23 protein-coding genes are annotated in these 22,954 nt (G+C 71.7%); 7 read left to right on the forward strand and 16 right to left on the reverse strand.

All coding sequences use genetic code 11. The features are described 5' to 3' along the window. Positions 1–147: 147 nt before the first annotated feature. A complete protein-coding gene (locus A4R43_RS25895; protein ID WP_113694687.1) occupies positions 148–765 on the forward strand; it encodes a TetR/AcrR family transcriptional regulator in 618 nt (205 codons plus the stop codon). Here the strand turns inward: A4R43_RS25895 and A4R43_RS25900 are convergent. From A4R43_RS25900 to A4R43_RS25925, 6 genes are read right to left on the reverse strand one after another with little or no spacing between them, the layout of a single operon-like run. Beyond that, complete coding sequence (locus tag A4R43_RS25900) at positions 752–1,462, reverse strand: urease accessory protein UreD (protein ID WP_113694688.1); 711 nt, start codon at positions 1,460–1,462, stop codon at positions 752–754. The two genes, A4R43_RS25895 and A4R43_RS25900, sit on opposite strands and share 14 nt — an antisense overlap. Next, on the reverse strand, positions 1,459–2,169 hold the full coding sequence (gene ureG / locus A4R43_RS25905; protein WP_113694689.1) for an urease accessory protein UreG: 711 nt from the start codon (positions 2,167–2,169) through the stop codon (positions 1,459–1,461). The genes A4R43_RS25900 and ureG overlap by 4 nt, the downstream gene beginning before the upstream one ends. Further along, complete coding sequence (locus tag A4R43_RS25910) at positions 2,159–2,824, reverse strand: urease accessory protein UreF (protein WP_113694690.1); 666 nt, start codon at positions 2,822–2,824, stop codon at positions 2,159–2,161. The genes ureG and A4R43_RS25910 overlap by 11 nt, the downstream gene beginning before the upstream one ends. Continuing rightward, entirely contained in the window at positions 2,824–4,542 is a 1,719-nt protein-coding gene (locus A4R43_RS25915) for an urease subunit alpha (protein WP_113694691.1), read from the reverse strand. The genes A4R43_RS25910 and A4R43_RS25915 overlap by 1 nt, the downstream gene beginning before the upstream one ends. Positions 4,543–4,544: 2 nt before the next feature. Next, positions 4,545–4,838, reverse strand: coding sequence for an urease subunit beta (locus A4R43_RS25920; protein ID WP_113694692.1), 294 nt, complete (start codon positions 4,836–4,838; stop codon positions 4,545–4,547). Positions 4,839–4,850: 12 nt separating this feature from the next. Continuing rightward, complete coding sequence (locus tag A4R43_RS25925; protein WP_113694693.1) at positions 4,851–5,153, reverse strand: urease subunit gamma; 303 nt, start codon at positions 5,151–5,153, stop codon at positions 4,851–4,853. Between the two features lie 244 nt (positions 5,154–5,397). Between A4R43_RS25925 and A4R43_RS25930 the strand changes: the two genes are divergently transcribed. Next, entirely contained in the window at positions 5,398–6,546 is a 1,149-nt protein-coding gene (locus A4R43_RS25930; protein WP_113694694.1) for a citrate synthase 2, read from the forward strand. 76 nt (positions 6,547–6,622) lie between these two features. On the opposite strand, the gene A4R43_RS25935 is transcribed toward A4R43_RS25930, so the two are convergent. The 3 genes from A4R43_RS25935 to A4R43_RS25945 are packed head-to-tail and all read right to left on the reverse strand — an operon-like array spanning position 6,623 to position 10,517. After that, entirely contained in the window at positions 6,623–7,243 is a 621-nt protein-coding gene (locus A4R43_RS25935) for a TetR/AcrR family transcriptional regulator (RefSeq protein WP_113694695.1), read from the reverse strand. A gap of 17 nt (positions 7,244–7,260) precedes the next feature. After that, a complete protein-coding gene (locus A4R43_RS25940) occupies positions 7,261–8,973 on the reverse strand; it encodes an SDR family oxidoreductase (protein ID WP_236808276.1) in 1,713 nt (570 codons plus the stop codon). Between the two features lie 29 nt (positions 8,974–9,002). Next, positions 9,003–10,517 carry an MFS transporter gene (locus A4R43_RS25945; protein ID WP_113694697.1) on the reverse strand — a complete coding sequence of 505 codons (1,515 nt, stop codon included), beginning with the start codon at positions 10,515–10,517 and terminating at the stop codon, positions 9,003–9,005. A gap of 64 nt (positions 10,518–10,581) precedes the next feature. Here A4R43_RS25945 and A4R43_RS25950 point away from each other — a divergent pair, with 64 nt between their 5' ends. The 5 genes from A4R43_RS25950 to A4R43_RS25970 all read left to right on the forward strand — a co-directional run bounded on the left by A4R43_RS25950 (position 10,582) and on the right by A4R43_RS25970 (position 14,699). Further along, complete coding sequence (locus A4R43_RS25950) at positions 10,582–11,181, forward strand: TetR/AcrR family transcriptional regulator (protein WP_113694698.1); 600 nt, start codon at positions 10,582–10,584, stop codon at positions 11,179–11,181. Between the two features lie 86 nt (positions 11,182–11,267). Then, a complete protein-coding gene (locus A4R43_RS25955; protein ID WP_113694699.1) occupies positions 11,268–12,107 on the forward strand; it encodes an ABC transporter ATP-binding protein in 840 nt (279 codons plus the stop codon). Further along, on the forward strand, positions 12,104–12,919 hold the full coding sequence (locus A4R43_RS25960; RefSeq protein ID WP_113694700.1) for an ABC transporter permease: 816 nt from the start codon (positions 12,104–12,106) through the stop codon (positions 12,917–12,919). The genes A4R43_RS25955 and A4R43_RS25960 overlap by 4 nt, the downstream gene beginning before the upstream one ends. Then, complete coding sequence (locus tag A4R43_RS25965; RefSeq protein ID WP_236808277.1) at positions 12,880–14,076, forward strand: sensor histidine kinase; 1,197 nt, start codon at positions 12,880–12,882, stop codon at positions 14,074–14,076. The genes A4R43_RS25960 and A4R43_RS25965 overlap by 40 nt, the downstream gene beginning before the upstream one ends. Further along, complete coding sequence (locus A4R43_RS25970) at positions 14,073–14,699, forward strand: response regulator transcription factor (protein ID WP_113694701.1); 627 nt, start codon at positions 14,073–14,075, stop codon at positions 14,697–14,699. Before A4R43_RS25965 ends, A4R43_RS25970 begins: the two co-directional genes overlap by 4 nt. A 4-nt stretch (positions 14,700–14,703) precedes the next feature. Here the strand turns inward: A4R43_RS25970 and serC are convergent, their stop codons facing one another. The 7 genes from serC to A4R43_RS26005 form a co-directional block, all read right to left on the reverse strand. After that, positions 14,704–15,831: a phosphoserine transaminase gene (gene serC / locus A4R43_RS25975; RefSeq protein WP_113694702.1), complete on the reverse strand. Its 1,128-nt coding sequence runs from the start codon at positions 15,829–15,831 to the stop codon at positions 14,704–14,706. A gap of 12 nt (positions 15,832–15,843) precedes the next feature. After that, a complete protein-coding gene (locus A4R43_RS25980) occupies positions 15,844–17,196 on the reverse strand; it encodes a serine hydrolase domain-containing protein (protein WP_113697878.1) in 1,353 nt (450 codons plus the stop codon). A gap of 5 nt (positions 17,197–17,201) precedes the next feature. After that, on the reverse strand, positions 17,202–18,368 hold the full coding sequence (locus A4R43_RS25985) for a glycosyltransferase 87 family protein (protein ID WP_236808279.1): 1,167 nt from the start codon (positions 18,366–18,368) through the stop codon (positions 17,202–17,204). 24 nt (positions 18,369–18,392) lie between these two features. After that, positions 18,393–19,877, reverse strand: a complete 1,485-nt coding sequence (locus A4R43_RS25990; RefSeq protein ID WP_113694703.1) for an amidohydrolase family protein — start codon at positions 19,875–19,877, stop codon at positions 18,393–18,395. Positions 19,878–19,973: 96 nt separating this feature from the next. Next, positions 19,974–21,101: an ABC transporter permease gene (locus A4R43_RS25995; RefSeq protein WP_113697880.1), complete on the reverse strand. Its 1,128-nt coding sequence runs from the start codon at positions 21,099–21,101 to the stop codon at positions 19,974–19,976. 59 nt (positions 21,102–21,160) lie between these two features. Next, positions 21,161–21,853, reverse strand: a complete 693-nt coding sequence (locus tag A4R43_RS26000) for an ABC transporter ATP-binding protein (RefSeq protein WP_113694704.1) — start codon at positions 21,851–21,853, stop codon at positions 21,161–21,163. Then, on the reverse strand, positions 21,850–22,953 hold the full coding sequence (locus A4R43_RS26005; protein ID WP_418190749.1) for a peptidoglycan-binding protein: 1,104 nt from the start codon (positions 22,951–22,953) through the stop codon (positions 21,850–21,852). The genes A4R43_RS26000 and A4R43_RS26005 overlap by 4 nt, the downstream gene beginning before the upstream one ends. Position 22,954 lies beyond the last annotated feature (1 nt).

A 22,954-nucleotide genomic window follows, 5' to 3' on the forward strand; every position in this document is an offset into this window, starting at 1 on the left:
GAAGCGGCTCCGTTGAGGGTGGTGGTGGGCTGACGGGTGGGACTCCGAGGGACTCCGAGATTCGAAAACCAGGATTTTCGCAATGTAGGGCACCCGCTATAATTTGGCAATCGCGATTACCGGAATTCACCGGTTGGAGGGGGTCGAGTGGTTCGGACCTACGGCGGCGTCGCGCCCGAGCAGCGCCGCGCCGAGCGGCGGGAGAAGCTGCTCACGGCCGCACTGGAACGGTTCACCGCGGACGGCTACGCGCAGACCAAGATCGCCAGGCTGTGCGCCGAGGCCGGGGTGTCCACCCGCAACTTCTACGAGGAGTTCAGCAGCAAGGAGCAGGTCCTGCTGACCCTGCACGCACGCATCAACGAGGCCGCCTACCAGCGCGTGAGCGCCAAGCTCGACGAACTCGGCGAGCTGGACGCGGTCACCAGGATCTCCGCCGCGCTGGACGTCTTCGTCGCCACGGTGACCTCCGATCCGCGTCTGCCGCGCCTCAACTACGTGGAGGCCGTCGGGGTGAGCCCCGAACTCGAACGCCAGCACCAGGACTGGGTCACCCGCTGGGCCGAGTTCATCGCGGCCGAGGCCGAGCGCGCGGCCCGCCACGGGCTCGCGCCCGCCCGCGACTACCGGCTGACTTCGATCGCGCTGGTCGGCGCGGCCACCGGCCTGCTGCGCGAGTGGCAGGCCCACGAACCACCACTGCCGGTCGAGGACATCGCGGCGGAGCTCAAGGGCGTCATGCTCGCCGCGATCACGCGCCAGTGAGCATGCGCTCGGCGTCCACGGTGCTGTCGGCGAGCGCGGTCACCTGCGCGCCGCCCCCGGCCAGCGGGCTGACCGACCACCACTCACCACCGCCCGGCTCCACCGGTTTTCCTTCCAGCAGCAGGATTTCCGTGGCCAGTACCCGTCGTCCGGCCAGGTAGGCGAGGCTGGCGCCCAGCGCGGGATCACCGATGTCGAGCGTCTGCCGCAGCACCGCACGGCCAGCACGCACCACGTGCTGCGTGCTGGTCAGCCGCCCGGGCGCCTCGCCTTCACGCCCGAGCACCAGCACCTCACGCGCGCGGAACTCGGCGTCCCCGGCCAGCGAGACCCGCAGTTCGGCGACGTGCCGCGCGCCCGCCGTCACCACGGTCGGCTCCGGCAGGTACACGAACCGCCCGCCAGCCTCGACCTCAACCTCCACAATGGACGAACTCGCCTCGCCAAGCGGACCCGGCAGCGCGAGCGTCGCCGCCACCCCGGACAGGGTCAGGCGCGCCCCGGCCCCGACCCGCACCTCCAGCCGCAGCTCGTCCCCACCGAGCGGCGAGGTCGCCGAATTGACCAGGTGCACCAAGGCGTCCGGGGCACGCCGCCGTCGCGGGAAGAGGGTGAGCGGCGCCATCGACCGCAGCTCCCGCAGCACCGTGCGCCCGGTGGTGTCCCGTTCGGCGACCAGCCGCGCGGTGGCCTTCACCCCGCACGGGCCGGGACCAGCGACCGCACCCAGTCGGCCACCGCCGGCGCGTCCGGAGTGTCCACAAGGGACTGCGTGATCACCGGCAGCTCACCGCGCATCCGGTGCGCGTCGGCGGTCATCACCGCCATGTCCGCGCCGACCAGGTGCGCGATGTCGATCTTGTTGATCACCAGCAGGTCCGCCGTGGTGACGCCGGGACCGCCCTTGCGCGGCACCTTGTCACCCCCGGCGACGTCGACCACAAACACCTGGCTGTCGGCCAGCCCGCGGCTGAACACCGCGGTCAGGTTGTCCCCACCGCTTTCGATGATGATCAGGTCGAGCCCGGGGAAACGCTCCTCCAGCCGTTCGGCGGCGTCGAGGTTCGCGGTGATGTCGTCGCGGATCGCGGTGTGCGGGCAGGCGCCGGTCTGCACGGCCTCGATCCGCGCCGGGTCGAGCACCCCGGCCCGGCGCAGGAAGTCGGCGTCCTCGGTGGTGTAGATGTCGTTGGTCACCACCGCCAGGTTCAGCTCGTCGCCGAGCGCCCGGCACAACGCGGCGACCAGCGCGGTCTTGCCGCTGCCGACCGGGCCGCCGATGCCGATCCGGTACGGCCGCCCGTCCATCGACGCGGCCGGGAACTGGTCCGGTTCGGTGGCGGTGGGATCGAAGTTGACCGGGTGCACGTGGCCGTGCCCGTGGCCATGACCTTCAGCTGGCAAAGAGACGCACCTCTTCCTTGTGTCCGCGCCAATGCGCTTCGGCGAGCAGGTCCAGCGCCGGCGCGCCCGGCGCCGGGAGTTCGGCGGGGTGCTCCCCCGCGACCGAGGCCGCCGCTTCGGCGACCGCGTGGAGTTCCCCGGACAGCCTGGCCACCACGGCGTTCACCACGAAGGGGTCGAGCCCGAGCAGGCGGACCGCCGCGCTCGCCGGTCCGCTGACCGCGAGATAGGCGACCGCCAGCGCGGCGTCGAGCGGGGTGCCGCCGGCGATCCCGGTCAGCGCGCCGACCGCGATCGGGTGGTGCGGGCGCGGGGTGACGCGCAGGAGTTCGTCCAGCACCGGCGACGGCCAGGCGACCTTGCCCGCGCGCACCGTGCCACGACCCTGCGCGCGCGAGGATTCCCGTTGTGCGGAGGACGGAGTGCGGGCGTCCAGTTCGGTGTCCAGCAGCGCCCAGTCCGACTGGCGGCACGCCGCCGCGGCGAACGAGGCGGCCAGCGCGCCCGCGGTGTGCAACCGTCCACTGAGGAACGAAGGCAGGTCGCGCTCGGTGCGGACCAGTTTGCGCACCACGGTTTCCTCCAGTCCGCCGGAGTGCACGTGACCACCGCCGGGGAAGCGGGAGTCGGCCATGATCAGCGCGGAAACGTCCATCAGAACAGGAAGTACCGTTGTGCCATGGGCAGTTCGGTGACCGGCTGGGGCTCGATCAGGTCACCGTCCACGTAGACCGCGAAGCTGTCCGGCTCCACCCGGATGTCCGGCAACGCGTCGTTGAGCACCATGTCCGCCTTGCCACGACGACGGGTGTTCGCCACCGGCACCACCCCGCTGGTCAGCCGCAGCCGCTCCGCGATCCCGGCGTCGATCGCTTCTCCCGCCACAAAAGTCAGGCTGGTTTCGGCGGCGACCACCGGTGACGCACCGAACATCGGCCGGGCCAGCACCGGCTGCGGGGTCGGGATGGACGCGTTGGCGTCACCCATCGCCGCCCAGGCCGCGAACCCGCCCTTGAGCACCACGTGCGGCCGCACGCCGAAGAACTTCGGCTCCCACAGCACCAGGTCGGCGAGCTTGCCGACCTCCACCGAACCGATCTCGGCTTCCATGCCGTGCGCGATCGCCGGATTGATCGTGTACTTGGCGACATAACGACGCGCACGCAGGTTGTCCGCCGCGCCGTCGCCCGGCAGCGCACCGCGGCGCCGCTTCATCACGTGCGCGGTCTGCCAGGTCCGGATGACCACCTCGCCGATCCGGCCCATCGCCTGGGAATCCGAGCTCATCATGGAAATCGCGCCCAGGTCGTGCAGCACGTCCTCGGCGGCGATGGTGGTCGGCCGGATGCGGCTCTCGGCGAAGGCGAGGTCCTCGGGCACCGACGGGTTGAGGTGGTGGCAGACCACCAGCATGTCGAGGTGCTCGTCGAGGGTGTTGGCGGTGTGCGGGCGGGTCGGGTTGGTCGACGACGGCAGGATGTTCGGCAGCCCGGCCACCTGGATGATGTCCGGCGCGTGCCCGCCGCCGGCGCCCTCGGTGTGGTACGCGTTGATCGACCGCCCGCCAATGGCGTCCACAGTGGACTCCAGGAACCCGGCCTCGTTCAGCGTGTCGGTGTGGATCGCCACCTGGACCCCGGATTCGTCCGCCACGGTCAGGCAGGCGTCGATGGCGGCCGGGGTGCTGCCCCAGTCCTCGTGCAGCTTGAACCCGCCCGCCCCGGCGGCGAGCTGCTCACGCAGCGCCTCGGTGCGCACGGTGTTCCCCTTGCCCAGCAGCAGAACGTTGATCGGCAACTGGTCCATCGCCCGCAGCATGCGCCCGAGGTTCCAGGCGCCGGGCGTGACCGTGGTGGCCTTGCTGCCCTCCGCCGGGCCGGTGCCGCCGCCGACCAGCGTGGTCAGCCCGGCGGCCAGCGCGGTGTCCACCAGCTGCGGGCAGATGAAGTGCACGTGGCAGTCGATGCCACCGGCGGTCAGGATCTTCCCGTTGCCCGCCAGCACTTCCGTGGCCGGGCCGATGACCAGCGCCGGGTCCACGCCGTCCATGGTGTCGGGGTTCCCGGCCTTGCCGATGCCGACGATCCGGCCGTCGCGCACCCCGACGTCGGCCTTGACCACACCCCAGTGGTCGAGCACCACCACGCCGGTGATCACCAGGTCGGGCGCGCCCTCGGCGCGGGTGGCCATGCCCTGGCCCATCGACTCGCGGATCACCTTGCCGCCGCCGAAGAGCACCTCGTCACCGGAGGCCGCGCCCATGCTGCGGTCCTCGGTGACCTCGATCAGCAGGTCGGTGTCGGCCAGCCGGATGCGGTCGCCGACGGTCGGCCCGAACAGCTCGGCGTAGCGCTCGCGGTCGATCTGGGGCACGGTCAGTCCTTCCTGCGAAGTCCGGGCACCACACCACGACCGGCGATCGGTACCAGCGTGACCTCGCGTTCCACCCCCGGTTCGAAGCGCACCGAGGTGCCCGCCGGGATGTCGAGACGACGGCCGGCCGCCTGCTCTTTGTCGAAGTCGAGTGCCGGGTTGACCTCGGCGAAGTGGTAGTGCGAACCGACCTGCACCGGCCGGTCGCCGGTGTTGCGCACCCGCAGCGTCACCCGATCGCGCCCGGGGTTCAGCTCGACCGGCTGGTCGCCGGTGATGATCTCTCCTGGCCGCATGCGCCGCGCTCCTTAGACGATCGGATCGTGCACGGTGACGAGCTTGGTGCCGTCCGGAAAAGTGGCTTCGACCTGCACCGAGTCGACCATTTCCGCAATGCCGGGCTGCACCTGTTCCCGGCTGAGCACGGTCCGTCCGCTGGCCACCAGCTCGCTGACCGTCCGGCCGTCCCGGGCGCCTTCGAGCACGTGGTCGGTGATCAGCGCGACGGCCTCCGGGTAGTTCAGCTTCACCCCGCGCTCCAGCCGCCGTCGTGCCACGTCCGCGGCCACGTGGACCAGCAGCTTGTCCCGTTCCTGCGGCGAGAGGTGCATGGCTAGAGGTTTATCACCGGTCCCCCGGCCGTGCGCGTTCTGGAAACACAGGATTTACGCGGCCGACACCCGATGGTCTGAATCGTTCTCGTAATCGTGACCGAAACCACGACTTCTTTCGATTGATCCGAGACCGTGACAGGAGGATGGTTTGTCCATCGCGCGCTGGGGCGCAAGTGCCGTCCCCTGACGCGCCACGCACGCCAAATCATTCGGGGAACGCGCATCGAAAGGTTCCACTCAAGTGACGACAGCGCCGGTATCACCAGCACCCGCACCTGCGGACGAAACGGACGACGGCTTCCGCCCGGGGCTGGAAGGCGTGGTCGCCTTCCGGACCGAAATCGCCGAACCGGATCGTGACGGCGGCGCCCTGCGCTACCGCGGGGTGGACATCGAGGACCTGGCCGGCAAGGTCACCTTCGGCGACGTCTGGGGCCTGCTGGTCGACGGCCGCTTCGGCCAGGGCCTGCCGCCCGCGGAGGCCTTCCCGATCCCGGTGCACACCGGCGACGTCCGCGTCGACGTGCAGGCCGCGCTGGCCATGCTCGCGCCGATCTGGGGTTACCAGCCGCTGCTGGACATCACCGACGAAGAGGCCCGTGACCAGCTGGCCCGCGCCTCGGTGATGGCCCTGTCCTACGTCGCGCAGTCCGCGCGCGGGATCGGGCAGCCCGCGGTGCCGCAGTCGCGCGTCGACGAGGCTGCCACGATCACCGAGCGGTTCATGGTCCGCTGGCGCGGCGAGCCGGATCCCGCGCACGTCAAGGCCGTGGACGCGTACTGGGTTTCGGCCGCCGAGCACGGGCTGAACGCCTCCACCTTCACCGCCCGCGTGATCGCGTCGACCGGCGCGGACGTGGCGGCGGCGATGTCGGGCGCGATCGGCGCGATGTCCGGGCCGCTGCACGGTGGCGCGCCCGCGCGCGTGCTGCCGATGATCGCCGAGGCCGAGCGCACCGGCGACGCGCGTGCCGTGGTCAAGGGCATTCTCGACCGCAAGGAGCGGCTGATGGGCTTCGGGCACCGGGTCTACCGGGCCGAGGACCCGCGGGCCCGCGTGCTGCGCCGGACCTGCCAGGAGCTGGGCGCCGAGCGGTATGAGGTGGCCGCCGCGCTGGAGCAGGCCGCGCTGACCGAGCTGCGTGAACGCCGCCCCGACCGCGCGATCGAGACGAACGTGGAGTTCTGGGCCGCGGTCATTCTCGACTTCGCGCAGGTCCCGCTGCACATGATGCCCGCGATGTTCAGCTCGGCGCGCACCGCCGGCTGGGCCGCGCACATCCTGGAGCAGAAGAAGACCGGCCGCCTGGTGCGCCCGTCGGCCAAGTACGTCGGCCCCGGCCCGCGTCAGCCGGAAGAGGTCGAAGGCTGGGCCTCGCTGAACCGGTAGGGAGGTCGCGCCGGTCAACGGAGGGAGGCGCGACGGGCCGCCCAGCGGCACGGCGTGTCTTCCTCCGTTGACCGGCTCAACGGCGACCTCCCCGCCTCGCCGGAGGCGAGGCAAAAGACACAGTAGCCGGGTCGTGAGTGGCGGTCACGGTCAGCATCGCGACGAGCTGGTCCACCAGCCAGGTGTCCAGCTCGTCGCGCGGCAGCGCGCCCTCCTGCAGCCAGCTCAGCAGGGTGCCTTCGACCACCGCCGTCCAGCAGCGCAGGGTGACCAGCAGCAGCGGTGACGGCTCGGCCACCCCCAGCTCGGCGAGGATCAGCTCGACCGCGCGGTTGCGGACCTGGTCCACCAGCGCCTCGGTTTCCGAGGTGGCGATCACGGATCCGCTGCGCAGCAGGGCGATGTAACCGGCGCGGTACTCATCGGCCACCGCGATCAGGCCGCGCACCACCGCGCGCAACCGGTCCAGCGGCTCGCCTTCCGCGTCCACCGCGAGCCGGTCGATCAGGCCGTCGGTGACCGTGCGCAGCGCGGCCACCTGGAGTTCGCGGATGCTGGAGAAGTAGCGGTAGAACAGCGGACGCGAGACGTCGGCGCGCGCCGCGATGTCGTCCACCGAGACGCGTTCGGGCGGGCTGGTGCTGAACAGGTCGAGCGCCGCGGCGATCAGGTCGTCGCGACGCGCTTCGCGCGACATGCGCCGGGGTTTGCGGGTCACCTCGGGGTGAGGTCCAGCCGGGCCGCGGCCCGCAGCACGCCCGGGGTCAGCCTGGACAGCGCGAGCGCCGCCTTCGCCTCCGGTGTGGACGGTGCGACCGCCGCGTTCTTCTCCACGGCGCGCAGGATATCGCGCGCCACCTTCTCCGGGCCGAAGCTCCGCTTCGCGTACAGGCTGCTGCTCTTGCGCTGCCGTCGGCGCTGCTCGACCTCGTCCACGCCGACGAACCGGGTCCGGTCGGTGATGCCGGTGTTGACGATGCCGGGGCAGATGGCGGTCACCGCGATCCGTTCCGGCGCCAGTTCCGCGCGCAGGCATTCGCTCAGCATCAGCACGGCGGCCTTCGAGGTGGAATACGCGGGCAGGATCTTCGACGGCACGTACGCCGCCATCGACGCCAGGTTCACGATGTGGCCGCCCTCGCCGCGTTCCACCAGCTGTTCGGCGAAGGCGCGGCAGCCGTGGATCACGCCCCACAGGTTCACGTCGAGCACGCGTTCCCAGTCGTCCACGCCGGTGTCGAGGAACGGGCCGGACATGCCGATGCCCGCGTTGTTCACCACGATGTCCGGCACGCCGTGCTCGGCACGCACGGCCTTCGCGAAGGCGTGCACCGCTTCCCCGTCTGCGGAGTCCACTGTGTACTCGTGCCCGCGGACCAGTTTCGCGGTCTCCGCGGCGGCCTTGGCGTTGACGTCGGTGACCACCACCTCGGCACCTTCACCGGCGAAGGCCAGCGCGGTGGCGCGGCCGATCCCGCTGCCCGCGCCGGTCACCACCACCAGCTGGTGCGCGAACCGGCCGCGTCCGTCGGTGCGCACCCGCGCCCGCGCGAGCGACCGCGGTTCCGGCGCGCCTTCGACGTGCTCGATGAGTTCGGTGGCCGCACGGGCGATCAGCTTCGGCTTCGACCGCACCACCCAGTGGGAGCCGGTGATCCGCCGGACCCGCAGGTCCGGCACCCAGCGCTCGATCTCGGTCTGCAGCGGGGTGCTGACAAAGCCGTCACCGGTCGGGGCGAGCACCTGCACCGGCATGCTCGCCGGCCGCGGCGCCGGGCGGCCGAGGCGCGACAGCATGTTCGCGCGGTAGAGCTGGAGCCCGTGGACGCCGTCGGACACCGCGGGCGCGGTCTCGGCCGGTTCCATCCTGGCGATCAGCTTGCGCATCAACCCGGTGCGCCACAACAACTCCGGCAGCACCGGAAGCTGGAAGGCGGTGATGTACTGCGAATGCAACAGCTGGTTGAGGGCGTTGCGCAGGCGCCTGGGCGTGGGGCGGGTCAGCTGCGCGCGGAACCAGGCGCCCGCGTGGTCGAGGCTGGGGCCGGAGATCGAGGTGAACGAGGCGATCCGGCCGGGTGCCCAGTCGCCGGTCACCGCGTGCCAGGCCTGGATGGAGCCCCAGTCGTGGGCGAGCAGGTGCACCGGGGCGTCCGGGCTGACCTCGTCGGCGACCGCGGCGAGGTCGGCGGCGAGCTGGTCGAGGCGGTAGGCGCGGCGGGCCTTCGGCTTGTCCGAGTCACCCGCGCCACGGACGTCGTAGACCACCACGCGGTAGAGCCCGCGCAGCTCGGCGGCGACCGGGTCCCACAGCGAGCTGTTGTCCGGATAGCCGTGCACCGCCAGCACCACCGGGGCATCCGCGGGACCGGACTCCCGCACCGAGAGCCGCACGCCGTCGCTGGCCGTCACCCACTTGTGAGACATCTCGTCATGTTAGACAGAGTGTCAGCAAGTCAGCCATCCCTCTTGCGGAGGAGGCTGATGCCGGTCCAGACGGTGTCAACGAGGAAGATCAGGCACCAGATGCGGCCCGCGTTGAGCAGCCAGTGGCCGCTGTCGTTGAGGATGAAGTGGAGATCGTCGCTGCCCAGGGCGGCGACGGGCCAGCTGTACCCGGCGATGGCCAGCACGACCTGCGCGATGGTGAAGATGGCGGCGTGAATGGCCCAGTTGCGCCAGCCCGCACCCCGCTTCGGTGGCGCCTCGGGTTTTTCGGGTTCATCCACCTCGCTGGACACGAATGTGGCTTTCGGGGCGTTTTCCGCCCCGAAAGCCACATTCGGGTCATCCGGAACGTCGTTCCGGAGCCGGTCAGCTTCCACCGGGCGGTCGAGCACACCCACCTTCGCCACCGCGCCCGGTACCAGCAAAGACGTGACCAGCAGCAGGCCCGCCGCCCCCAGGCAGGCCATCCACCAGCCGTCGCCCGCGGAGTAGAGCAGGCCGGCGGTGAACGTGCCGATCGTCGCGCCGAGCAGGGTGGCGCCCTCGTAGATCCCCATGCCGCGCCCCAGGCTGACCCCGGCCGCCTCGGCGACGATGGCCTGCTCGACCGGCACCGCCGCGGCGAACGCGACCGCCGACAACACCCACAGCACCGCGATCACCGGCGGGTTCGGCGCGAACGACAACGCGGCGGCGAACAACGCGCTGCTCACCATCGCCAGCGACAGCACCATCCGCCGCCCGAGCCGCCGCACCACGCGGTGCAGGTGGTCCGGCAGCAGGCTGTAGACGATGAACCCGGGCAGGAACACGGCCGCGATCTCGCCGAGTTCCAGCTGGTGCCCGCGCTGCAGGTGCATCAGCAGCAGCAACGCGACGCCCGCCTCGGCGAGCGCGGTGACCACGACGAGCCCGAGCATCGGCCACATCCGGCCGCCCAGTTCGCGGAACTTCGGCGCGTCATCCGGTACCGGTGTCCCCCGTGGCGAGGCCACCAGCACCACCGCCGCGACCAGGCAGGCGACCGCGCCGAGCGCAAAAACCCCGCGGTAGTCGATGCGCGCGACAAGCGTCATCGCCGCGACGAAGGCGATCCAGGTACCCGTGCCTTCCGCGGCGAAGAGCTTGCTGAACGCGCCGTCGTCGTCACGGAGCCCTTCACCGGCCCGCGCCCGCAACGCGACCCAGAACAACGCGCCACCGGCACCGCCGAGCACCGCCGCCACGTAGGCGTACGCCATCACCGGCGTCACCGCGTACACCACAAAGGACAGTCCATAGAGGACAGCGCCGACCGCGGCCAGCCTGCCGCGGTCGAACCGGTCGGCCAGCGCGCCGGCCACCGGCCGCACGGCGAACGAAACGAGCGTCTCCAGCGCGGTCAGCGCGCCGACCTCGGCCGCCGACGCGGCCAGGTGACTGCCCGCCCACAGCGGCAGGAAGAAGTCCAGCACCTCGGCCGGGCCCTTGGTCAGCCCGGCCGCCAGGCGGGTGCGCTCGGCGGATTTCGCCACGGAAGTCATTACCCGTCCCCCTGTTTGAGAATACGACTGTATCCTAAACCCGGCGTCCAGGTACGGTGGCGGCGTGCCCAAGGTGGTCGATCGAGCCGAGCGCAAGCGTGAGATAGCCGCCGCGCTGCTCACCCTCGTCGCGCGCGAGGGCATCGAGGCGGTGAGCATCCGCACGGTCGCCGCCGAGGCGGGCATCTCGGCCGGTGCGGTGCAGAAGTACTTCGCCACCAAGGAAGAACTGCTGCGCGAGGCCTTCGACCTGACCGGGCTGGCGCTGGTCGAGCGGTGGCGCGAGCTCGACACCACCGGCTCCATTCTCGACGTGCTGCGGCGGCACATCCACGCCGCGCTCCCGCTCGACGAGCCGAGCCGGTCGGAGTTGCTGGTGGTGCTGGTGTTCACCGCGCAGGCGGTGACCCGGCCGGAATGGGTGGACAAGCTCCGCGAGGACTACGCCTGGACGGTGGACGTGACCACCCAGTTCATCCGGTACGGCCAGGACAACGGCGAATTCCGCGCGGAACTGCCCGCCGAGCGCCTCGCCGAGGTGGTGATCGCGCTGACCGAGGGCATCGCCAGCCGCATGCTGCACGCCGAGCCCGGCGGCGAGGTGCACACCGGCCTGCTCAGCTCGCTCGACCTGGCCCTGCGGGAGCTGCTCATCCCCCGCTGACCCGGCCGTGTCCATCGATCGGCCGACAGCCGCGTTCCATCCGCCGGCCGTTCCGCCCGGCCCCGGGGTCGGCGAGGCTGAACGGCATGGAAGTAGCGGTGAGAGTGCGCGGGCTGCGCAAGGAGTACCCCGGCCACACGGCCGTCGACGGCATCGATCTCGACATCCACCGGGGCGAGGTCTTCGCCCTGCTCGGCCCGAACGGCGCCGGGAAGACCACCACGGTGGAGATCCTGGAGGGCCACCGCCGCCGCAGCGCCGGTGAGGCCAGCGTGCTCGGCGTCGATCCGGGCCGCGGTGGCCGCGCCTGGCGCGCGAAGCTCGGCATGGTGCTGCAGACCGCGACCGACGCGGCCGAGCTGACCGTGGCCGAATCCGTCCGGCACTACGCGCGGTACTACCCGCGCCCGCGCGACCCCGAAGAGGTGATCAAGCAGGTCGGGCTGACCGAGAAGGCCAACACACGGGTGAAGTCGCTCTCCGGCGGGCAGCGGCGGCGGCTGGACGTGGCACTCGGCATCGTCGGCCGTCCCGAGCTGCTGTTCCTCGACGAGCCGACCACCGGCTTCGATCCCGAGGCCCGCCGCCGGTTCTGGGAGCTGATCCGGCTGCTCGCCCTCGACGGCACCACGATCCTGCTCACCACCCACTACCTCGACGAAGCCGAAGCGCTGGCGGACCGCGTGTCGGTGATCGCGAACGGCACCATCGTCGCCGAGGGCAGCCCGGCCACGCTCGGCGGTCGCGCCGGCGCCGAAGCCACCGTGCGCTGGGAGGACGCCACCGGACCGCAGGAACGCCGCACGGCGACACCGACCGCGCTGGTGCGCGAGCTCTCCGCTGGGGGCGGGGAACTCGCCGGGCTCACCGTCACCCGGCCGACCCTGGAAGACACCTATCTCGAGCTGATCGGACCGCACTCATGACCACCACCAGCGCGGCCCTGCCCGGCACCCTGTCGCTCGGCCTGGCCAGGGGTGCCGCCGAGCTGCGGCAGTTCTTCCGGCAGAAGGAATTTGTCGTCTTCACCTTCTCCCTGCCCGCCTTCCTGCTGATCCTGCTCGGCTCGATCTTCGGTGAGACGCTGCCGGGCTCGGCGGTGACCTCCAGCCAGGTGTTCGCCGCCAGCATGGTCGGCGCCGGGATCATCTCCACCTCGTTCGTCACCATGGGCACCGGCGTCGCGCTCGACCGCGAGGACGGCACGCTGAAACGGCTGCGCGGCACGCCGATGCCGGTGACCAGCTACTTCATCGGCAAGCTGATCCTGGTCGCGGTGGCCAGCGTGGCCGAGGTGATCGTGATGCTGGCGGTCGGCGTGCTGATGTTCGACGTCCGGCTGCCGTCCGACCCGCTGGACTGGGTGACCTTCGCCTGGGTGTTCGGGCTCGGCGTGATCGGCTGCGGCATGCTCGGCATCGCGCTCAGCGCGGCGGCCAAGGGCGTCAACGGCGCGTCGGCGGCCACCCAGATCGTGTTCCTCGGGCTGCAGTTCACCTCCGGCGTGTTCGTGATGATCTCCGAGCTGCCGTCCGTGATGACCACGGTGTCCTCGCTGTTCCCGGTGAAGTGGATCTGCCAGGGCATACGCTCGGTGTTCCTCCCGGACGAGATGGCGGCGTACGAAATGGCGGGGCGATGGGAACTCGGGCTGACCGCGGGCGTGCTGGGCGCGTGGTGCGTGGCGGGGCTGGTGCTGTGCCTGCTGACCTTCCGCTGGAGCAACCGGTCGAACTGAAGTTGCTGCGCTACTGGGAGCTGTTCTACCTGTTCGCGCTGCTCGCCGGGCTGGTCGCGCTGCAGTTGCAGGACGGCCCGTCACCCGGCGCCCGCGCGGGTGCCTCGGTGCTGCTGGTGGCCGGGTTCGCCTGGTACTGGTGGTTCGGCCACCGGCCGCTGGTGCGGTACGAGGGCGAGGTGCCCGCGAAGGTGGGCGCGCTGGCGGTGGCCGGCGTGCTCGCCTGCTTCTTCGGCTCGCTGCTGCTGGTGCCGGGCGCCGCCTGGGTCACGCCGTCGGTGATCTCGCAGGTGTTCTGGCTGCTGCCGCTGCGCGCGGCGGTGGTGGCGGTGGTGCTGATCAGCTTCGTGCCGGGCCTGGTCTCGCTCAGCGACGGCGGTGACCTCTCCGAGCAGCTCGCCACCACCATCCCGGCCGGGGTGATCTTCTGCTCGCTGGCGCTGATGCTCGGGTTGTTCATCCACCGCATCGCGCAGCAGAAGGAGGAGCAGGCGGTCCTGATCGAACGGCTGGCGGCCAGCCGGTCCGAGGTGGCCAGGCTGTCGCACGAGGCGGGCACGGCGGCCGAGCGCGAGCGGCTGGCCAGGGAGATCCACGACACGCTGGCGCAGGGCTTCACCAGCATCGTGGCGCTGGTGCAGGCGATCGAGTCCGAACTGGACACCGATCCGGCGGCGGCGCGGCGGCACCTGGAGCTGACCGCGCGGACCGCGCGGGAGAACCTCGACGAGGCACGCTCGATGGTGGCCGCGCTGACGCCGTCGGCACTGGCCGCGGGCTCGCTCGCCGACGCGGTGCGGCGGCAGGCGGAGCGGCTGGACGCCGAAACCCCGCTCACCGTCACCTGCCGGGTCGCCGAAGGGCTGCCGAAGCTGTCCACCGCGGCGGAGGTGGTGCTGCTGCGGGCGACGCAGGAGGCGCTGCACAACGTCCGGCGGCACGCGCACGCCACCACGGTGGCCCTCGACCTGTCTATTGTGGACGGCAACGTGCGACTGTCGGTGCGTGACGACGGCGTCGGCTTCGACCCGGCGGCACCCGGTACCGGGTACGGCCTGACCGGCATGCGGACCAGGGCCCGTCAGGTCGGCGGCGAGCTGACCGTCCACAGTGGAGAAAAGGGCGGGACCGAGCTGGTGGTGGAGGTGCCGGGGTGATCCGGATCCTGCTGGTGGACGACCATCCCGTGGTGCGGGAGGGGCTGCGCGGCATGCTCGACACCGAGCCGGACCTGACCGTGGTCGGCGAGGCGGGCTCCGGCGAGGAAGCCGTGGCGCAGAGCCGGGTCAAGGAACCCGACGTGGTGCTGATGGACCTGCGCATGCCGGGACTCGACGGCGTCGGCGCCACCCGGCAGATCCTGCGCGCGGATCCGTCGCGCCGCGTGGTCGTGCTGACCACCTACGAAACCGACGCCGACATCCTGCGCGCGGTCGAGGCGGGCGCCGCCGGTTACCTGCTCAAGGACGCTTCACGCGCCGAGCTCGCCGGGGCCATCCGGGCGGCGGCGCGGGGTGAGACCGTGCTGGCGCCGTCGGTGGCCGGGCGGCTGGTCAAGCAGGTGCGCACCCCCACCGGCCCGCAGCTTTCGCCGCGGGAGGTGGAGGTGCTGCACCTGGTCGCCCGTGGGCACACGAACGGTGAGATCGGGCGGGCCCTGCACATCAGCGAGGCCACCGTGAAAACGCACCTGCTGCGGGTGTTCGGCAAGCTCGACGTCTCCGACCGCACGGCGGCGGTCACCACCGCGATGTCGCTGGGCCTGCTGCCACCCGCCTGAGTTCTCAGGACAGGTGCTCGACAACCCATTCGACGGACTGGGTGAGCTTGGTGATGTCGTCCGGGTCGATGGCCGGGAACATGCCGACCCGCAGCTGGTTGCGCCCCAGCTTCCGGTACGGCTCCACGTCCACGATGCCGTTCGCGCGCAGCACCTTCGCCACCGCGGCGGCGTCCACCTCGTCGGTGAAGTCGACCGTGCCGACCACCTGCGAGCGCAGCGCCGCGTCGGCGACGAAGGGCGTGGTGTACGAGGTCTTCTCCGCCCACTGGTACAGCCGGGTCGAGGACTCGGCCGTGCGCGAGGTGGTCCACTCGAGACCGCCGTTGCCCAGCATCCACTCGATCTGGTCGGCCAGCAGGAACAGCGTGGCCACCGCCGGGGTGTTGTAGGTCTGGTCCTTGCGCGAGTTGTCCAGCGCGGTGGTCAGCGACAGGAACTCCGGGATCCAGCGGTCCGAGCCGCCGATCTCGCCGACCCGCTCGACCGCGGCGGGCGACATCAGCGCCAGCCACAGGCCGCCGTCCGAGGCGAAGGACTTCTGCGGCGCGAAGTAGTAGACGTCGAAGTCCTCGGCCTTGACCGGCAGCCCACCGGCACCCGAGGTGGCGTCGATCGCGACCAGCGCGCCTTGGCTGCCCTCCGGGCGGCGGACCGGCACGGCGACCCCGGTCGAGGTCTCGTTGTGCGCCCAGCCGACCAGGTCCGCCCCGGCCTGGTAGGCGATCTCCGGCGCGGTGCCCGGGTCCGACTTGACCACGATCGGGTCGGCCAGGAACGGCGCGCCCTTGGTCACCGTGGCGAACTTCGAGGAGAACTCGCCGTAGGTGAAGTGCTGGGCGCGCTCGCGGACCAGGCCGAACGCGGCCGCGTCCCAGAACGCCGTGGTGCCGCCGTTGCCCAGCACCACCTCGTAGCCATCGGGCAGCGAGAACAACTCGGACAACCCCGCGCGCACCCGGCCGACCAGCGACTTCACCGGCTTCTGGCGGTGGGAGGTGCCGAGCAGGCCGGCCCCTTCGGCGGCCAGGTGGGCGAGCTGCTCCGCGCGCACCTTGGACGGTCCGCAGCCGAAGCGGCCGTCAGCGGGCTTGAGGTCTTCCGGAATGGTCAACGCTGCGACGTCGGTCATGTGCGCAGTCTCTCACCCGATCCGCCAGCCCTTCGGGTCAACCCCGCCCGGCACCGGCGCCGCCGGGTCGTACGGGGTGCGGGTGAAGATGAAGGTCGCCAGGTCGAGATGGGTGACCGTACCGTCGGTGTCCTTGACCACACGCAGCGTCTCGCCGGTGTAGTACCCGTCGAGGCCGGTGAAGGTGCCGTCCGGCTGCGGGCGGAACCGCGAAGCCCGCCCCGAACCGCTCGCCGGGCTCAGGTCCAGCCAGCCGCCGGGCAGCACCCGCAGGTGGTACGGCGTCGGGCCCCAGTGCCACAGGCCGGTCAGCGCGAGCAACTCCGGCTCGACCTCGGACGGCCGCCATTCGGCAGGCAGCCGCGGCTCGTAGTCGTCGGCGATGGTGAGCAGGTCCACCGCCAGCGACAGGATGGCCACGCCCGAGGTGGTGTTGGTCATCGCCAGCGCGCCCGTCTGGGTGGCCGGGTCGATCAGCGTGGTGGCCAGGAAGCCGGGCATCGAGCCGGTGTGCCCGGCCAGCCGCCGCCCGTTGTGCCGGAGCACCTGGAAGCCGAGGCCGTAGCCGACGGTCCAGGCGTCGCCGTCGTCGACCGCGGCCATCTCACGCATCTCGGCGACGGTCTCCGGGCGCAGCACCTCGCCGGTGCGCCCGCCGACAAAGGCCGTCCAGGTGGCCAGGTCACGCACGGTGGACCAGAGCTGCCCGGCGGGCGCCATGGCGCCGGCGTCCGGCGACGGCTCGGGCAGCAACACGTCGGCGAACGGGTGCACGGCCCAGCCCTCGGCGTGCTTGCCCTCGGGGTGCGGGCTGGTCCTGGTCATGCCGAGCGGGTTCAGCACGCCGGTGCGCAGCGCGTCCAGCCACGACGTGCCGCGCAGGCGCGCGATCAGCTCACCGAGCACGCCGTAACCGACGTTGGAGTAGTGGAACCGCGAGCCGGGCCGCAGCTTGATCTCGTCGGCGCCGAGGCTCGCGTCGAGCGCGGCCCAGTCACCGCCGGGGCTGCGCTCCCACCACGAACCGGGCGACTCGGCGGTGATCCCGCCGGTGTGCGAGAGCAGCTGCGCGACGGTCTGGCCGCCGAGCGCGGTGCCGGGCACGTGCTTGTCCAGCGCGTCGTTCAGGTCGAGCTTGCCCTCGTCACGCAGGCGCAGCACCTCGGCGGCCACGATGGACTTGGTGATCGAGCCGAGGCGGTACTGGGTGTCGTCGTCCGGCGCGTCGCCGCCGACCGTGCCACGCGCACCCGACCAGACGATCTCGCCGTCGCGGACGACGGCCGCGACCAGTGACGGCGCGCGGTTGGCGGACTGCTCGGTGGCGATGCGGCGCAGCAGGGCGAACTCGGTCGTAGGGAGCATGGCCGTCATTCTGCCCGCGCGGTCCGGCGACCTGAAGCGACCCACGCCACCGCGCCCAGCAGCAGCGCGCCGAGCAGCACGTAGCTCTCGCGCAGCGGCCACACCTCGCGGTGGTTCCACAGTGGACTGTCCACGAACACGTACACCGACACCGCGGCCAGCACCAGCAGCACCACCTGCCGCACCCGGTTGCCGTCGCGCAGGGCCAGCAGCACCAGCAGCCCGACCACCGGCCCGCTCCACACCCAGTGGTGGGTCCAGGACACCGGCGACATCAGCAGCGCGCCGAGCGCGCAGGCGAACATCGCGAGCACGCGGTTGCCGCCGGTCAGCGATCGCCGCACGACCAGCGCGGTCAGCCCCAGCACCACCACGACCGCGAGCGCCCACACCACGGTCTGCGTCCCGGGGTCCAGTCCGAAGCGCGCGATCATGCCGCGCAGCGACTGGTTGCCGATGTACCCGGGGTCACCGATCCGCTCACCGGCGAAAACCAGCTCGGTCCAGTAGTGCGCGGACGCCGAAGGTGAGATCAGCCAGGCCGCCGCCGCGCAGCCCGCGAAGGCCAGCATCGCCCGGCCCGCCGCCTTGAAGTCCTTCTCCAGCAGGAAGAACAGCACAAAGGCGGCCGGGGTCAGCTTGACCGCGGCCGCCACCCCGAGCAGCACCCCGCGACCGCGGCGGACGGCCAGCAGGTCCACCGCGACCAGCACCATCAGCACCAGGTTGATCTGGCCGAAGCCGAGCGTGGCCCGCACCGGCTCGCTGACCAGTGCGACCGCCTGCACGGCCAGCACGGCGGCCCCGGTGGCGAGCAGTTTCGGCTGGTAGTCGGCGAGGCTCAGCGCGATGACCACGCCGAGCGCGAGCACGCCGACCACGGTGATCGCGACCAGCGCCACGTCCAGCGGGATCACCAGCAGCGGCGCGAAGGCGATCGCGGCGAACGGCGGGTAGGTGAACGGCAGCCAGGTGCCGTTGCGGGTCGGCGGCAGCGGCCCGTACGGATCACCGCTGGTGAAGAAGGCCTCCGCGCCGATCCGGTAGACGTCCAGGTCGAGCCCGTCCAGCCGCTTCCACACCAGCACCACGGCCAGCAGCACCAGCTCGGCGGCCACCAGCACGGCGAGCGGGCGGCGGCTCCGGCTGCCCGGTTCGATACTGCGCGTCACCCGGACATCCAACACGAAGGCCGTTCACGTGAAGCACCCGCAGCCGACGCGGCGCGCCGAGCTGAGCACGGTCTCGCTCGCCGCGGTTTCCACCTCGGCCAGTATCCGGCTCCGGTCGGCCGGGCCGAGGTACCGCCCGCGCGTCACCACCGCGTGGATCCGGCGGAAGTTGGCGGCCGCGGCGAGCGGGTTCGCGTCGAGCACCAGCAGGTCCGCCACCTTGCCCGCGGTGACCGTGCCGACCTGGTCCTCGATGCCGAGGAACCGGGTCGCGTCGCGGGTGGCCACCTGCAGCACCGACATCGGCGACAGCCCGGCGCCGGCCAGCAGCTCCAGTTCGTCGTGCACGCCGGAACCCGGGTAGCAGTACGGATTCCCGCAGTCGGTCCCGGTGATCACGCCGACCCCGGCCTCGTACGCGGCGGCGACCAGGTCCTGTCGCTGGCGGAAGAACACCTTCTGCTGCTCGATCTGCTCCGGGGTGACCGGCGCGTACGCGGTGACCGCGGTTTTCCAGGCCTCCCGCGCCGCGGGCCAGATGTACTTGAGGCGCTCGTCCACGGCGAAGGTTTCGGCGGGTGACGACATCACCTGGTTCACCCGCAGCGTCGGCGAAATCCAGCAGCCGCGCGCCTTCTTGGCGGCGAACAGTTCCGCCGCGCGCACCGGGTCGTGGTCGAGCGACGCCAGCCGCTCGATCTCCTGCGCCCGCAGGAAAAATGCCCTCGGGTCGGCCGCGTCGAACGGAATGGCGTCCAATCGCGACTGGAAGTCGTCACGACCACGAGCGGTCGCGATCGGCAACCCGAAGAGGTGCTCGAAGCTGCGGTAACCGGCTTCGACCACCTCGCCGTAGGGCACGCGGTACGGCCAGTGCCCGGTCACCGGAATCCGCGCTTCGGCCATCACCGCACGGAATTCCGGCGCCCCGAGATAGGAGTAGGTCTTGACGAACTCGGCGCCGAGCGCCTGCTCCTCGCGCACCACCGCCCGCGCCTCGTCCGGAGTGGACACCGAGCGCACCGGCGGCCCGAGCCTGCTCACCGGGCCGTCGATGATGCCGCTGCCCACCACCATGCGCGGCCCGAGCAGCTCACCCCGCTCGATCTTCCCGCGCACCAGGTGGGTTTCCGCGGTGCCCCACATCTCCCGCACCCCGGTCACGCCATTGACCACATGGGACGGTGGCACGATCCGCTCGACGGCACGCTCCGAAAGGTGCGAGTGCATGTCCCACAACCCGGGCACGAGGTACTTGCCCGCCAGCTCGACCACCTGGCCGCGGGGCGCCAGGTGACGCGGGCCGACCCAGGCGATGGTGTCCCCGGCGAGCACCACCGCGGTGTCCGGCCTGGCCGGCGCGCCGGTCGCGTCGATCACGGTGGCCCCGGCCAGCACGGTCCACTCCAGGCGACCGGCCCGCGCCGGTCCGGCGAGCGCCGCGGGCAGCACCAGGCTCGCCGCGCCCACCGAAACCGTGCGCAGGAACTCCCGCCGTGAACTCGCCATCTCGCACTCCTGTCACACCGGAAGAACCCCGTGTGCTCCAGGGTAGGCGGCGGCGACCCTCCTTTCCGGACAGTTCGAGCCGAGGTCGAGCCAAGATCAAGCCAGCGCCCTGGTCGGCGGCAAGCGGGCCGCGCGCATCGCCGGGTAGGCCCCGGCCACCGCGCCGACCACCGCCGCCACGCCGACCCCGCCGAGCAACGCGGGCACCGGCAACACGGCGGGCCAGTCCTGGCTCAGCGCGTAACCGGCGGTCGCCAGCACCCCGAGCAGCACCCCGCAGGCGCCGCCGAGGCCGGACAACAGCATCGACTCGGTGAGGAACTGCCCGCGCACCTGGCCACGGGTGGCGCCCAGCGCCCGGCGCAGCCCGATCTCGCGGCGGCGTTCGAGCACCGAGATGACCATGGTGTTGGCCACGCCGACCCCGCCGACCAGCAACGCGACCCCGCCGAGCCCGAGGAACAACGCGCTGTAGGTGTTCTCGGTCAGCCGCTGCGCCTCGATCGCCTCCGACGGCCTGCTCACCTTGACCTCGTCCGGCTGCTCCGGGTTCAGCGTGGCCGCCAGCACCTGGCGCACACTATCCAAACGCGACTCCTCGGCGCGGACGTAGACCGTGCTCGGGTGCCCGTCGAAGCCGAGGTAGCGTTGCGCGGCCGGCCAGCCGACCAGCGCCGACCGCTCGATCTCGGCGGCCAGCGGGGTCGGTTCGAGAATGCCGATCACGGTGAACCACCGGTCGCCGATCCACACCTGCGGCCGGGTGTCCACGCGGTCGATGCCGAGCCGGGTGGCCGCGACCGAACCGAGCACCACCACCGGGTATTCGGCGTTCGCCGCACCGAGGAACTGCCCGGCCTTCATCTTCGCTTCCAGCAGTGCCAGCAGCTCCGGGTTCGCGGCCTGCACGGACAGCCCGGAGGTCTCCGACTCGGCCACCTTGTCCGTGCGGCGCACGGTTTCCCCGGTGCCGCCGGTGGCCGCGGCGCCGAGCACCGGCCCGATCCGCTCGGCCATCGGCACGGCGGTGTCGGGCAGCACGGCGTCCTCGCCGAACAGGGTCTGGCCCGGTTCCGCGCGCAGCAGGTTGGTGCCCAGGGCGGCCAGTTGCTCCTGCAGTGCCTTGGCGCTGGACTCCGGGATCGCCAGCACCGAAACCATCGCGGCGATGCCGATCGCGATGCCCAGCGCGGAGAGCACCGCGCGCAACGGCCGCGTGCGCATGCCGTGCGAGCCGAGCGAAAGCAGGTCCACCGGGCCGAGCCGGGCGGGTGACGGCGGCTTCACCGCAGCGCTCCGACCGGGGTGCCGGTGTCGAGCCGGACCGTGCCGTCGAGCACCTCGATCCGCCGCGGCGCACCGGCGGCGATGTCGCGGTCGTGCGTGATCAGCACGACCGTGGTGCCGTCACCGCTCAGTTCCGCGAGCAGCCGCAGCACCGAAGCGCCGTTCTCGGTGTCCAGGTTCCCGGTCGGTTCGTCGGCGAGCAGGATCATCGGGCGGTTGACCACCGCCCTGGCGATCGCCACCCGCTGCCGTTCCCCGCCGGACAGCTCGCTCGGCAGGTGCCCGGCGCGGTGCGCCAGGTGGACGCGGTCGAGCGCGGCCAGCGCCCGTTCCCGGCGCTGCCGCCTCGGCACCCCGGCGTACAGCAGGCCGGTGGCCACGTTGTCCACAGCGGACACTCCATCGTTGAGGAAGAACTGCTGGAAGACAAAGCCGATCCAGCGTGACCGCAGCGCCGACAGCTGCCGGTCCGACAGCTCGGCCACGTCCAGCCCGGCCACCTCGATCCGCCCGGTGGTCGGCCGGTCCAGCGTGCCCATCAGCTGCAGCAGGGTCGACTTGCCGGAACCGGACGGCCCGGCGATGGCCACCATCTCCCCGTCCTCAATGGACAGTGAGACTTCGCGGAGTGCGTGCACCCCACCGGGATAGGTGCGGCCAGCCGAGTGCACCGCGAGCACCGGGGTCATGAGGTCGTCACCACCTTGGTGCCCTCGGTCAGTCCCTCACCGGTGACCTCGACCCGGCCACCCGCGAACAACCCGGGATCGACCGCCACCAGCCGCCGTTGCGCACCATCGACGACCTCCACCGCGTAACCGCCCTCGGCCAGCGCCAGCAACGCGCCAACGGGCACCACCAGCACGCCTTCGCGCTGCCCGGTGGTGACCACCACCTCGACCGGCGCCGAGTCGAAACCCGCGACGTTCGGATCGTCCAGCTTCACCGTGACCGCGACCTTCGGCTCCTCCTCCTGGCCGGGCGGAGCTTCCTCACCGGAGCCGGAATCGGTCTCGACCTCACTGCCCACCGCCGAAACCGTGCCCTTGGCCTGCTTGCCACCGGCGATCGTCAGGTCCACCTTGTCGCCCACCTTGAGCAGGCCCTGCTTGGCCACCTCGACCTCCATGGTGACCACGCGCTCGGTGCCGGTGGCCTTGAGCAGCGGGCCGGTGCCCTCGCCGCCGAGCTTCGCGCTGACCGTGCCCACCCGCAGCGCGCCGGTGTCCACCACCACGTCGACCGGCGCCACCCGGCCGGTTTCCTCCAGCTCCAAGGACTTCTGCCACTTGCGCACGGCCGTCGCGGTGGCCGCGGTGAACTTCTCGTCCGGCTTTCCGAAACCGCCGAAACCGAGGTCGCGGAGGTTCTCCTCCAGCACCTTCACGTCCGGGCCGTGGCCGGCGCCTTCGCCCAGCTCCCGGTAGAACGGGAGCGCGCCGTAGAACAACGGCACCGGCTTGTCGTCCACTTTGTACACCGGCGCACCGCGGTCGACCACGTCACCGGGCGCGGGCAGCCAGGTGATCGTGCCCGGCTTGCGCCCGGCCACCTCGCGTTCGCTGCCGTACCCGAGCGTGCCGTCCATGGTCTCCTGCTGGGCCAGGTCCGCCCTGGTCACCTCGGCCGTCCGCACCGGCTCGGCCGGTGGCGGTCCGTCGCCGTCCGAGCCGGCGGCGACCCGTGCCACCACCACGGTCGCCCCGGTGCCGAGCACCGCGACCCCGGCCAGCGCCGCCAGCAGCCACCTCGTGCGCCGGGTCCGGCGCACCTGTTCGATCTCGGTCACG

The sequence above is a fragment of the Amycolatopsis albispora genome (assembly GCF_003312875.1).
GTDB lineage: Bacteria > Actinomycetota > Actinomycetes > Mycobacteriales > Pseudonocardiaceae > Amycolatopsis > Amycolatopsis albispora.

What these genes read in the sequence shown, in the direction of transcription:
- A4R43_RS25910 (WP_113694690.1), bottom strand. Translation starts at nt 2,824, where the DNA reads ATGGACGTTTCCGCGCTGATCATGGCCGACTCCCGCTTCCCCGGCGGT.
- A4R43_RS25920 (WP_113694692.1), bottom strand. Translation starts at nt 4,838, where the DNA reads ATGCGGCCAGGAGAGATCATCACCGGCGACCAGCCGGTCGAGCTGAAC.
- A4R43_RS25925 (WP_113694693.1), bottom strand. Translation starts at nt 5,153, where the DNA reads ATGCACCTCTCGCCGCAGGAACGGGACAAGCTGCTGGTCCACGTGGCC.
- A4R43_RS25935 (WP_113694695.1), bottom strand. Translation starts at nt 7,243, where the DNA reads ATGTCGCGCGAAGCGCGTCGCGACGACCTGATCGCCGCGGCGCTCGAC.
- A4R43_RS25940 (WP_236808276.1), bottom strand. Translation starts at nt 8,973, where the DNA reads ATGTCTCACAAGTGGGTGACGGCCAGCGACGGCGTGCGGCTCTCGGTG.
- A4R43_RS25945 (WP_113694697.1), bottom strand. Translation starts at nt 10,517, where the DNA reads ATGACTTCCGTGGCGAAATCCGCCGAGCGCACCCGCCTGGCGGCCGGG.
- A4R43_RS25955 (WP_113694699.1), top strand. Translation starts at nt 11,268, where the DNA reads ATGGAAGTAGCGGTGAGAGTGCGCGGGCTGCGCAAGGAGTACCCCGGC.
- A4R43_RS25960 (WP_113694700.1), top strand. Translation starts at nt 12,104, where the DNA reads ATGACCACCACCAGCGCGGCCCTGCCCGGCACCCTGTCGCTCGGCCTG.
- serC (WP_113694702.1), bottom strand. Translation starts at nt 15,831, where the DNA reads ATGACCGACGTCGCAGCGTTGACCATTCCGGAAGACCTCAAGCCCGCT.
- A4R43_RS25980 (WP_113697878.1), bottom strand. Translation starts at nt 17,196, where the DNA reads ATGCTCCCTACGACCGAGTTCGCCCTGCTGCGCCGCATCGCCACCGAG.
- A4R43_RS25990 (WP_113694703.1), bottom strand. Translation starts at nt 19,877, where the DNA reads ATGGCGAGTTCACGGCGGGAGTTCCTGCGCACGGTTTCGGTGGGCGCG.
- A4R43_RS25995 (WP_113697880.1), bottom strand. Translation starts at nt 21,101, where the DNA reads ATGCGCACGCGGCCGTTGCGCGCGGTGCTCTCCGCGCTGGGCATCGCG.
- A4R43_RS26000 (WP_113694704.1), bottom strand. Translation starts at nt 21,853, where the DNA reads ATGACCCCGGTGCTCGCGGTGCACTCGGCTGGCCGCACCTATCCCGGT.